This window comes from Okeania sp. (genome assembly GCF_035285525.1).
GTDB lineage: Bacteria > Cyanobacteriota > Cyanobacteriia > Cyanobacteriales > Microcoleaceae > Trichodesmium.
Window position 1 is genome coordinate 18,739 of sequence record NZ_JAYKGW010000144.1, and the last position, 11,158, is coordinate 29,896.

The following is an 11,158-nucleotide window of genomic DNA, read 5'->3' on the forward strand; positions in this document are numbered from 1 at the left end:
CGACTCGTATGGGGGAAATACTAAAGCCTCTAGTACCTTTACTTAAAGGCTTTGGTCATCCGATAGCAGTGGATTTCCGAGAAATTTTTAACGGTATATTTTAATTTGCAACGAATATGCACAGCCGACTTCTAAAGTGTTGCGGATCGTGGAATCACTATTAATGATAGAAAATAGAAACTCACCTGCTTCGCGATCGATCGTGGAGTGTAGTTTATGAGCTTTCCTGCTACGCCCTACAACCGAGCCTGCTTCATAGATATTCTTAATAAATTCGTTCATGTTAAGCATCTTCATTTTTCCAGCTAACCTATAATTCTAAAAAGACACAAAGAATCTTTAACATTATACTCCTTAAGTGTGATTTTATCAAGGTTTTATTAATATCATGTAATAAAAATATTTTGATCGAAAATATCTCCAAAAACAACAATCTATCTGTACAAATAAGCTTGTCTCAATCGCCGGATAATTTCTCCATGAACTTCACTGCGGATGCGGTTGCCACGCTGACATTGTTCCAGTTTCACATTATCCACGAAAAACTTCACAGCCAGATTAATATTAGTAGTACCAAAATCAACTCCCGACACATTTTGCATCCAAATTTTCGGAGATTGCCACAAATCATAAGTTTGAAATCTCTCTTCTATCCATGTCCATAATTCTTCGGTATAATCATCCAATTTTGTTTCTGAAACACCCCGATTAGCATTAACAATTTGCTGTAATAACTTGTTCATTCTCTTGATTAAAAAATAGATTCTTCTTTCCCACTCACTTTCTAAAACTTTATTATCTGTATGAATTAAATCTGGATCTTTTTGCCAGTTTCGATACCAACTTCTCAGCAAGCTAATTAAAGCATCTTCATCCATTTTCTGTGATTCTTGCAAATATAATGACTTTTGTCCTTGTTGTTTTTCTGATACTGTTTCCAACCCTACCATTCTCACTATATCTAAATAATAACCTTGAATTTCTCTAATTTCTCCCGAATCTAATCCTTGCATTTCCATAACCTTAATTTTACTAACTAATTCTGTAATTGCTTTCTGAATTTGTTCTAGTTTAACTTTAACTCTTTCCTCTGCTATGAGACGTTGACGACCCGCGTCTTTTTTCGATAAAAGATTATCCTCACTTTCTAATAATTGATCTGTCACCCTGTAAAAATTGTCTATAGCTACCAACTTTTTCTTGATATCTCCTAGTGTATCTGGATGGCTTAAAATCACTTCTTCAATAATTTTGATAGCTCGACTGGGGTCGCTATCAGCTCTAATTGGTACAACAATTGTATAATAATAGTTAGAATTAGGACGGCTCAAATTAATCAAATTTTGAGTTTGTAAAGCAGCGTTAGGCACTAACAAGTCACAATGACTTTCAATTAAATATAAAGTTGTTAACCTAATTCCAATAGATTTAATTACAGCAACTGAGCCATTTTCTAAAGATATAACATCACCAAATTGAAATGGTGTATCTACTAATAATACCAAACCACTAAAAAAGTTAGATAAAATATCTCTCAGTGCAAAACCGAGTACAAATGTAATACCACCAAATGCAACCCATAACCCACTTAAATCTATTCCTAATGTTTGGAGGAATAAAAAACTTCCTATTAAGTAGACTAAAATTGGTAGGGTATTTTTAATTAAGGGAATTAAAACATCATCCCAGTCTGCTTCTGTTTTTTCTGCATATTTGCTGAGAGAATAAGCAATTACCTGGGTGAATAATTGATTGATTAAATAAGTAGTTACAGCAATAATTCCTGCTGTGAATAATCTTTGAATGAAAGGTAAATTTTCTAAAAAGTTTAAACTGTAAGTTAATACTTTCAGAGCAATTATGACCAAAAGTATTAGTAGAGGAGTTTGCAAAATGTTGATAGTTAAAATACCTATCTCATTGCTGGAACGCCGAAAGAAAGACTTTAGCGTCCAGAATAGGATTAGAGATAAACAAAATCCTAGAACTATTGCAATGACTAAAAGTCCTAATCCCTGTCCAAACCAGGGGGGTAAGTATATGGCTGAAAAGTTTGATGTTTGTAAAAGTGTCAACATAGTCTAAATTAATTTTGATAAAGGGACTTAATTAATTTTCTGGCTTTCTCCACTTAATGATAAAACGGATCGAGATGGGGAATAGGGAGGTAAGTAATACACCATAGAAATATCTCCAGAGTATGGAGAGAAAATATTAGATAAACTTCGCTATCTTCAAGCTTGTATGTGTCAAGAAATAAGTTATATTTATTGGTTTAAAAAGTTAATTTGGTTCAGGTGAAAATTGGCTTTCATCGCTTTGGTGTCATTGAATATGTAAATTTTTGTTCAGCCTTGAACATTTCTGGCTTTCTACGATTCATCCAATTTGAGTTCTTGACAAGTGAGAGATTGGTATTGTTGACGTTTGAATTCTTTGAAACCGGGAATATGATCGCAGATACGCTTCCAATTAGGATTTTTGGATTTATCGAAACGATCGAGATTTGTTGGGGCAGAATGTTCTTCTTCTTGGTGATAGCAGTAAATAGAGGGTAAGTACACAGGTTTACAGTCGGTTCGAGTGATGATGCGATAAGCAAAATCAATATCTTCATATCCCCAATGCCCATCATATTCTTCATCAAATCCACCCGCTGCAATAGCACTCTGGATTTGAAAAATGGTATTACAACCATGAAAGAATGCCCAAGGATGAGGAGTTGTCGCCAATTTTTTGAGATAAGGAAGTCTTCGATCTTCAATGCGATTATAGTTAGAAGAACTTGCAATTGGAACTGCTTCTGTTAGTTTGTCCCATGTCAGTGGCTCAATATCAGTACGACTGATAAAAATACGTTCTGCTGTTAATAAAACATTTTGCTCTCGATTCGTTGTATTAATATAGGTACTTAGGTTTGTTAGATAGTGGGGAGGTAAGATAATGTCGGAGTCTAGAGTAATCATCCAAGGATATTGGCTGAGTTTCAAGCCGAGATTACGAGAGCGACTTAGGGCGTAGGTCGTTTTTAATTTAGGCTGCTTAATTAAGTAGAGATTGAGCTTGTCTTTGTAGGCTTCATAAAGGTCATCAAGATTATCCTGACTTGAATTATTATCTACTAAGATAATCTCAAATGGAATAGATTTTTCCTGCCAAAATAAGGATTGCAGTGTATTATTGAGAGCAGCCTTACCATTGTAGCAAGGGATTACAAAACTAAACATAGATACAGATTATTGAGTAAATTGCATGAAGACATAATCAGGCTTGATATCTTGAGATGACAACTTTTTGTTCGCTAAAGCTGTCTTGATCCCATAATCAAGCCCACCTTTAATATCAGTATAAAGCGTATCTCCCAGCATGACGATACTTGCCTTATCTACAAAATTGACATGGGAATGAGCTAGGGCAAATATATCTGGAAAAGGCTTGCCAATATAAATAACCTCTCCACCGAGTTGTTGATACATTTGGGCAACTGAACCTGCACAGAATCGCTTTTCTCCTAGCAGTGAAAGGGTATGTAAATCAGGATTTACACATAGCATTGTTACTTTTCTTTCTAGAAAGACTTGAAAATCTTGAGGAGAGCCAAAAGCAGAATCTGTTGCCGTTAGCAATATAAATTCTGCCTCTTGAGGTTGGTTAACTCGCGAGTAGGGTAAACCCTGCAATAACTGATCATGTTGAGGCTCACCCATATAATAATAACGGGAACCAACAATTGTTTTATTAGTCGCTGTATCAGCAGAAAGCAGATATCGAGTTGTGTCTCCAGAAGTAACAATGGCTTGATAAAGCGATCGCCTAATACCCAAGGATGAGAGTTGCTCAGACATAAATTCTCCCATTGTCGGTGTATTGCTAATCAAGACAACGGTTTTTCCCTGACTCTTTAGAAATGTCAGCCACGCTATGGCATGGGGAAAGCATCGTTCGCCATCTATGAGCACACCCCATAAATCAATAAAAAAAACATCGAATCGATCGGCGAGTTTATGCCAGGAATCAGTACAATTTTTGACGCTCATAATGTTTCAAGATTGGAGTAGAATTGGTAGAAAGATTAGAAAAGAAATCTAGAGCAACTGCCGTTGCCTTGTTATCTACTTTGTCTTTAAAACGCGTCATCATGCCAGTACCAGTTTCGCTGATCGTCTTGGATTTTTCTAAGTGCGACCATTCTATTCTCTCGATCTTCAAATATTTCCCCATACAATTTCTTCGATAGGATGTTTGACCATCTTTCTTGCTTAATTGAAGACAACATAAACCTTGTACCGACTTGCTTCCATGATTTTGTAAGCTTTTTCCCAACCACTCCCACTTCTTCGTAACACGGGTAATTCTTTAAGAAATCAACAACACGCTTCACTGATGGAAAGCAGACATCATCAATGGCAAGGATACCCCCTACTCTTAGCAGTCGAGTTGTATAGAAGCAATCTAGCAGTGTATGGTCAAAAGTGTGCCATCCGTCTATAAAAATGAAATCAAATTGACCTTCATTTGTTTCTAATAGTTTGGGAAGCGCAAATTCTGATTTCTTTTCGATTAGGCTGTAGAAATCAATTCCTACCTCCTCCAATTGCTTTATTCCAACACCATCCCATTGGGTATTTTGGAAAGGGTCTATAATAGTGTGTGAAGCGCCCGGTCGTTCTCTTGTGCCTGAGCAAATATATAGGGAGGAAAGTCCGTATGCACAGCCGACTTCTAAAGTTTTGCGGATCGTGGAATCACTATTAATGATAGAAAATAGAAGCTCACCTTCTTCGCGATCGATCGTGGAGTGTAGTTCATGAACTTTCCCACTACGTCCTACAACCGAGCCTGCTTCATAGATATTCTTAATAAATTCGTTCATGTTAAGCATCTTCATTTTTCCAGCTAACCTATAATTCTAATTTGACAAGTGAGAGATTGGTATTGTTGACGTTTGAGTTCTTTGAAACCGGGAATCCGATCGCCGAGTTCGTGCCAGGAATCAGTACGATTTTTGACGCTCATAGTGCTTTAAGATTGGAGTAGAATTGATAGAAAGATTAGAAAAGAAATCTAGAGCAACTACAGCTTGTTCGACTAGCATTCCCAAGCCATTTATTGACGATTTAGCCCCAGAAGCGATCGCCCATTTCTGAAATATCGTGCGATCGGCAATTTTGTAAGCACACTCCAGACAATGGGTATCTGGGCCAACGATCGCCGGACTTAAGGGTAAGTGATGTCCCTTAATACTGGCTGACGTGGCATTGATAATAAAATCAAAAGGCTCTTGAGGAATATTCTTATAAGTGCAAGTGCTGATCAGATCAAAAGGAAAATCCCGTTTAATCCTTTCAAGACGCTCTGGACTGCGATTACAAATTAAGATACTTTTAGGACATTGGTTAATAAGTTCCATCAACATACCCCGCAACACACCACCGGCACCTAAGACTAATAATTTCTGATTGCGAAATGATAGTCTATGGTTGCCTTTGACATCTCTGATAAAACCTTCTCCATCAGAATTATCACCGTAAAATACTCCTTGTTCATTACGAATAATATTAACGGAACCTGCTTGACGGGCACGTTCTGTTAAAAAATCGCACAATTCAAAAGCTTGAACTTTATAAGGCACGGTGATGCAAATATGGGTTCCTGACTTAGATTTTAGGTCTAACATCTTTGCTTTTAACTCTTTCGGATCCACTTCAAACTGTCGAAGTTTCAGGTCTATTCCCTGTGAATGACAGCAGAGTTTGTAGACTTCTCCTAAACGACTATGAGAAAGAACACGTCCAAAATAGGCAAGTTTAAATTCTTGAATTGAGCTAACAGTACTTGGAGACTTTTGTGTGTATACCATGAGTTAAAAAATTTATGTTGTACAGATGTTTGACTGGACTAGCAATAATATAGAATCCGGTTACAAGCGTGTATGTTCATAATTCTATCTACAGTTTCTACTTCTCATCTTCCCACCCTCCCCACCTTCCCCAAACTCCCCTAAATATATAACAAGTATTCAACCGGATTCTATATAATAGGTAGCCTTGGTATAGACTTTAGGGTTTCGACAATTGTTAAATAATTTCATCCTGAATCAAGATTTGTTTGTTTACACTTTGACTTAATTGAGCTAAGTAAATTCCAGTTAAAACAACAAAGAAAGCTATGCCATTCATAACCGTTAATTCCTCGGCAAAAATAATCCAGGCTAAAAAGCCTGTAAAAATCGGTTCGAGCAATATAAAAAGAGAAACAAATCCTGATGAAAATTGCTTCAAGCTATAAGCCATAATTCCTTGACCAATAACTTGACAGAAAACCCCCAGCCCAATAGCGACTAACCATCCGTTCAGCGAAGAAGGAAACAGTTGATTTTCAGTCAGCAAAGTTGCCGGAAAAACAACTAATAGTTCTATACTGCAAGCCCAGAGAAGGACTGTAGTTGTCGAAAATTTTTCTCGTAGTTTTTCCACAAGCATATAAGTCCCTGCATAAAACCAAGCAGAAAGTAAAGCGGCCAGATCGCCTATCAGGTGATCTGGAGAAATATGGAAATCTTGTATGCTAATTGAAATAGTTCCTCCGAGTCCAAGAACTAAACCGCTCAAAAAGTAATAATCAAATTTTTTGCCTAAAAATAACCATCCAGTCAAAGCGACAAATAATGGCATTAAATTATGGAGTAAGTTAGAGTTGGTAACGCTAGATTCTGTTAAAGACCAAGCCCATAACAATACACAAGGTACACTAATCAGACCAGACATTACACTCAGAACTATATCTTTCTTCGTGTAGGTTTCGGGTTGAATGGAAACACCCTCAATGATTTGGGAGCGTGCTTTCGTAAAGGTTTTCCAGACTACTAAAGCAATAATCGCAATCCAAAGACGATTAAAAATAGTTGCCAAAGGGCCGAGTTCGTTTTCGCTGAGTCGAATCAGAATTGAAGCCGAAGATAAAATCAAAATGGCAGTTGACAAGAGTATCAATCCCATCCAATTTGCTCTTGCTGTTGTTTGTGTGTGTAACATTATTCCTGAAATTATTAGCTTGATTTAGTTCCGAATTTGGTAGAGTTCAAATATCATTCTACAAATTCTATTCAAAATCATCGGTAAAACCTAATAAACAAAACTAATATTTGGATATTTTATTGTGTATTTATTCAACAAAGTCAGAAAAACTAGCTTAGACCATAACTAAATCAGTATGAGTCCTGCATACTTTTTCACTCAAAAGTTAGTTTAGTGGTAAACTATCTCTGTGAGTAAGCAAAAACTGTAACTTTCTCAGTTATACAAATTAAATAACTAATTGTTTTTTTGTATAATTTTTACTTATAAATTGTTTGATTATTTTTTTTGATGGAGTAGTGCAAAAGATAAGTTAGTTGATGAATAGAAACAATAGTAAAATTACCCAAGGTCAAGATGCTCCTGGGATAGGCAATCAGAAGATTATCTCCAAGTCTTTTACAGATGTGGATGGTTTCAAAGAGTTTTTTGCCCATCAAAGGAGAGAAATAATACAAATTAGTCCCGGCTTTCTTGAAGCTGAGGTTTTGTCAATTCAGGTTGGTGACATATATTTCGTATATAATCAGGTGAACCAAGGGCTTCAATTATTGGGCGATCCTCTTACAAAGGATCATATAAATTTTTCGATAATTTGGTCTGAGAATGAAAAGAAATATTACTCTTTCCGTTACGCTATCGAGCCTCAAAGGACTATTTTTGGTTTCAATCGCAGAGGAACAGACTTCATCAGTTCTCACGGTGGAGCATTAACACAAATTTTGATGCCTGTTCAAACTTTTGATGCTTATGCAGACAAACTACAACGCCACGATCTAGACGATAATTTCCGCAGTAAAAATCATGTTAATTTGCCTCTAACTGGGATACAAGAAATAAAAGATTATCTGAAACAACTGATTTGGTTAGCAGTACACCAACCGACTTGGTTACAAAACCCTCATATTGAGAAACTCATTGCTGATGATTTTGTTCCTTTGTTGATGATTCAGATTCCTATTAAGTTAAATTCCCAGTCTTTTCTCAAACCTTCCCGAAGATCAAAGTTGATTGCCCAAGCTGAAAAAGAGATGTTAGCCAACTTAAATCAACCTCTGACTTTAAAACAACTAGCTGAAAATTTAGGGTCTAGCAGCCGTGCGTTATCTTTTGGTTTTAAAGATTTATTTGGCATCAGTCCGATGCGTTATCTTAAAGTACGACGACTGAATGCAGTGCGACAACGCCTAAAAGCAAGCAACCCCGAAAATTGTACCATTGTTTTTCTGGCTAATGAATATGGGTTCTATTGTCCGAGTCATTTTACTAGATATTACAAAACCATGTTTGGGGAGTTGCCTTCAGAGACGTTGAGAAAGAAAGCATAGGAGCAAAGGGGAGTGTGGGAAATTTGGTGTAGGGACGTTGCATGCAACGTCCGTACAGGAGTGTGGGAAATTTGGACTGGCTTATGTACAAATTGCAGGAGGTGTCCAGTAGCTCAAAACCTTATATTATCAGTAATTTATTCTCCTTATTGCCATAACCTTGCATCTTGTAGGGACGCCCTGATGCAACGTCCCTACTCTGGTTTACTCAAATAAAAACCGCTGTAGGCGATCGCCCCAGAAAAGAAGCGATCGCAAGGTTGGGTGAATTACACTCAATCAATGGATATGTCAACTACTAAAACATTGTCAGACGACCCGAAACAGAGATTTACTTCATCTACTTAGTCGAATAACGTTTCTCAACTTGGTGAATGATTGTGTTCCAAAAATCTTCTTCAATCATATTTTCAACAGGTTGGGTAATCAATGGTTCTGGTTGAACAACTTTGATCGGCAGGGGTTCTGCTTTGCTCACCAAAGGGTTATACCAGATGGGAGAAGACCAAGCCCGCTCGCGGATGAAGGGAGGGGCTTGAGTTGGTGGGTAAACCCCTAAAGCGATCGCATCATAAGTACTCCAACGACAGGTAGGATTTTCAATCACCCGTGCATAATAGAAAGCGTGTTGGTTGGGGTCAAAATCAGGGTCACGCCAAACTGCGCTGAGTTCTCCATCTCCAGGCACTAAAGGACCTTGCTCGATAGCACAGGTATTAATATCGATTGCTGCCCCATTAGGAGGGCAGATTTCGTCTTCTTCCCCCGGTTCATAACCATCGGAGCAAGCAGCAGCATAGACTTTCTCTTGGGGTTCACCACTCTCGTCTAACCAGCCTTTGATAATCTGAATGCCTTGCAATTTAGCGCTCTTGGGGTCTTGCATTGCCCAGACAAACATTTTGGGAGCTAAAAGGATATCCATTGGTACGTTCTCATCTGGTGCATCGTTTAAGTCACCACCCATAGGAACGCCGACGCTATAGGCAATCTCAAGTGCATTGTCGCGTTCGTTTAGGTCGTCTGGGAACTCAAAGCCACCAAAGAGTCGGACTTGAATCCGAGGACTACTGGTCGCAAAGGTTTCCCGTCGCTTCATCTTCGATGCCATCGCGGGAGTTCTCTTCCGCCCAAACCCCAGTGACACCACCGGGATTGTTCAACAGGTTTTCTTTCGCTTCGCCAATCGGATTTGGTTCCAAGCCCAGACGATATTCGAGGGTCGCGTCGGAAATGGCGTGACTACCCTTAACGTTGTATTCTTCGCCACTAGCAGGAAAACCGCTATGGGTATCGGTTGCACCCACAAAACCGTATTTGAACCGATTAACACCGAGCTTTGCTTCTTGCTTGATGCCTTCTTTAAGTCCTTCCCTGATATAGCTATATTTGCTGACACAACCCTCGGGTTCGCCGATATCCCTACAGATGGGGCACGGGAGACCGACTGCACGGCAGCACTTTCCCAAAAAACGGGGGTGCCGTGGTAAATGGGGCGACGATCAAGTTTTTCAAAGCCGCAGAATTCGTCCGTATTGCCTAGACCGGGGCGAAACTCGGATTCGCATTTGGTTTGGATGACTTCTACCAGTCGTTCCAGTCTTTGTTGGGTGAGGGCGCGTGCGGTATCCATGGGGGGTATTTGGTCGTAGTAGTACGGTATGAAAGCAGTCCCCGCAGACAGGTTAGCGTTGTGGGGAATGACGAGCGCTTCCCATTCTCCAGTGCAGTTTTCATCTAACCAATCCCATAAGTCCTCTGGATTGAGAGAATCTTTTGCTGACCAAACAGTGCTGGGAACAGTGTCGTTGCGAAAGAAGATATTGCGGTGGATTCCACCTCCAGCATGGCCGGGCGGCACCTTGCCCTTCGATGACCATTCGTAGGCTTTCAGTGTCGTGAACGTTCCACGGTCGTCATACTCGTCCGCTGCTCTCTGGATATCTTCCCAGAGCTTAGGAGTATATTTGTTGCAGTTTTCCCGATTTTCGTCACATATACCCAGGTCTCCACCTTCCCCAATGAATATAAATATCTTTCCTGCGAAATCTGCGTCTTCCAGGGCAGCCCGAAGTTTCTGACATTCCTCAGAGTCATAGTCAGGATTATCCTCGTCGTTGATATTGCAAACCCCCATTTCCCCCAGATACTCTGCATGGTCAGTGACCGCAGTGAAATCAAGAGGGGTTTTCAATGCGTGGGGTTCTCCTGCTGCGGTCATCTCTGTTCCGCCTTTGGCGAAGCGGTAGGCTTCGCGGGGGCCATTGGGGTTTTGCCCGAGGTAGCTGTCAAGGGAGTAGTTGGTGTGAACGTGCAAGTCGCCGAAGAGGGCTTTTCGTTCAACGGGGTTTACTTCACTCTGGGCTAATGCGAATGGCATTTGTCCCATAGATAGTATTAGACTAAGAATCCCCACAGTGAGGATTCGCAACCACAAAGGTCGAATCTGTAGAGATAAAGGTTTCAATTTCATCGGATATTACTCCTTAGATATAGTTTGGTAAATCGCCTCTGGTTAGGAAGCGAATCGTTTTATTGCTGGACTTACACTCAGTCAATGGCTTGGAAATTTCCCAAACTATTGTGAGATGCCAGGTTCGGCTTTATCCCCAAAACGCTACAACTCGCTGAATACACCAGAAAGATGCCATTGTTCCAATACTGTAGGTGGGAACCCATCCCAACCAACGCGGATAGTTCTCGGAACCAAACCGTTTCAAGCTTTCCATTACCCCAACAACTGCTAGCACAAAG

General features: G+C 39.5%; 7 protein-coding genes and 2 pseudogenes. 1 reads left to right on the forward strand and 8 read right to left on the reverse strand.

Annotated features, from left to right (window positions below):
• Positions 1-434 precede the first annotated feature (434 nt).
• The 6 genes from VKJ25_RS13770 to VKJ25_RS13795 all read right to left on the reverse strand — a co-directional run bounded on the left by VKJ25_RS13770 (position 435) and on the right by VKJ25_RS13795 (position 7,034).
• A complete protein-coding gene (locus VKJ25_RS13770; RefSeq protein WP_324237200.1) occupies positions 435-2,078 on the reverse strand; it encodes a mechanosensitive ion channel family protein in 1,644 nt (547 codons plus the stop codon).
• Positions 2,079-2,372: 294 nt separating this feature from the next.
• Positions 2,373-3,227 (reverse strand): glycosyltransferase, encoded by an 855-nt coding sequence (locus VKJ25_RS13775; RefSeq protein WP_324237201.1) that lies wholly within the window; start codon positions 3,225-3,227, stop codon positions 2,373-2,375.
• Positions 3,228-3,236: 9 nt separating this feature from the next.
• Positions 3,237-4,037 carry a TIGR01459 family HAD-type hydrolase gene (locus VKJ25_RS13780; RefSeq protein ID WP_324237202.1) on the reverse strand — a complete coding sequence of 267 codons (801 nt, stop codon included), beginning with the start codon at positions 4,035-4,037 and terminating at the stop codon, positions 3,237-3,239.
• An 86-nt stretch (positions 4,038-4,123) separates the two neighbouring features.
• Complete coding sequence (locus tag VKJ25_RS13785; RefSeq protein ID WP_324237203.1) at positions 4,124-4,873, reverse strand: class I SAM-dependent methyltransferase; 750 nt, start codon at positions 4,871-4,873, stop codon at positions 4,124-4,126.
• Positions 4,874-4,993: 120 nt separating this feature from the next.
• Positions 4,994-5,860: a shikimate dehydrogenase family protein gene (locus tag VKJ25_RS13790; RefSeq protein ID WP_324237204.1), complete on the reverse strand. Its 867-nt coding sequence runs from the start codon at positions 5,858-5,860 to the stop codon at positions 4,994-4,996.
• Between the two features lie 217 nt (positions 5,861-6,077).
• Entirely contained in the window at positions 6,078-7,034 is a 957-nt protein-coding gene (locus VKJ25_RS13795) for a DMT family transporter (protein ID WP_324237205.1), read from the reverse strand.
• A 362-nt stretch (positions 7,035-7,396) separates the two neighbouring features.
• Between VKJ25_RS13795 and VKJ25_RS13800 the strand changes: the two genes are divergently transcribed.
• Positions 7,397-8,404 carry a helix-turn-helix domain-containing protein gene (locus VKJ25_RS13800; protein WP_324237206.1) on the forward strand — a complete coding sequence of 336 codons (1,008 nt, stop codon included), beginning with the start codon at positions 7,397-7,399 and terminating at the stop codon, positions 8,402-8,404.
• 340 nt (positions 8,405-8,744) lie between these two features.
• Here the strand turns inward: VKJ25_RS13800 and VKJ25_RS13805 are convergent.
• Both VKJ25_RS13805 and VKJ25_RS13810 read right to left on the reverse strand, forming a co-directional pair.
• Positions 8,745-9,873: pseudogene (locus tag VKJ25_RS13805) on the reverse strand (DUF3604 domain-containing protein).
• A 41-nt stretch (positions 9,874-9,914) separates the two neighbouring features.
• A pseudogene (locus VKJ25_RS13810) lies at positions 9,915-10,877 on the reverse strand (DUF3604 domain-containing protein); the annotation flags it as partial.
• Positions 10,878-11,158: the final 281 nt, after the last annotated feature.

Bases quoted from the DNA above. Each gene is read 5' to 3' on its own strand.
- VKJ25_RS13770 (WP_324237200.1), bottom strand. From the start codon at position 2,078: ATGTTGACACTTTTACAAACATCAAACTTTTCAGCCATATACTTACCC.
- VKJ25_RS13775 (WP_324237201.1), bottom strand. From the start codon at position 3,227: ATGTTTAGTTTTGTAATCCCTTGCTACAATGGTAAGGCTGCTCTCAAT.
- VKJ25_RS13780 (WP_324237202.1), bottom strand. From the start codon at position 4,037: ATGAGCGTCAAAAATTGTACTGATTCCTGGCATAAACTCGCCGATCGA.
- VKJ25_RS13785 (WP_324237203.1), bottom strand. From the start codon at position 4,873: ATGAACGAATTTATTAAGAATATCTATGAAGCAGGCTCGGTTGTAGGA.
- VKJ25_RS13790 (WP_324237204.1), bottom strand. From the start codon at position 5,860: ATGGTATACACACAAAAGTCTCCAAGTACTGTTAGCTCAATTCAAGAA.
- VKJ25_RS13795 (WP_324237205.1), bottom strand. From the start codon at position 7,034: ATGTTACACACACAAACAACAGCAAGAGCAAATTGGATGGGATTGATA.
- VKJ25_RS13800 (WP_324237206.1), top strand. From the start codon at position 7,397: ATGAATAGAAACAATAGTAAAATTACCCAAGGTCAAGATGCTCCTGGG.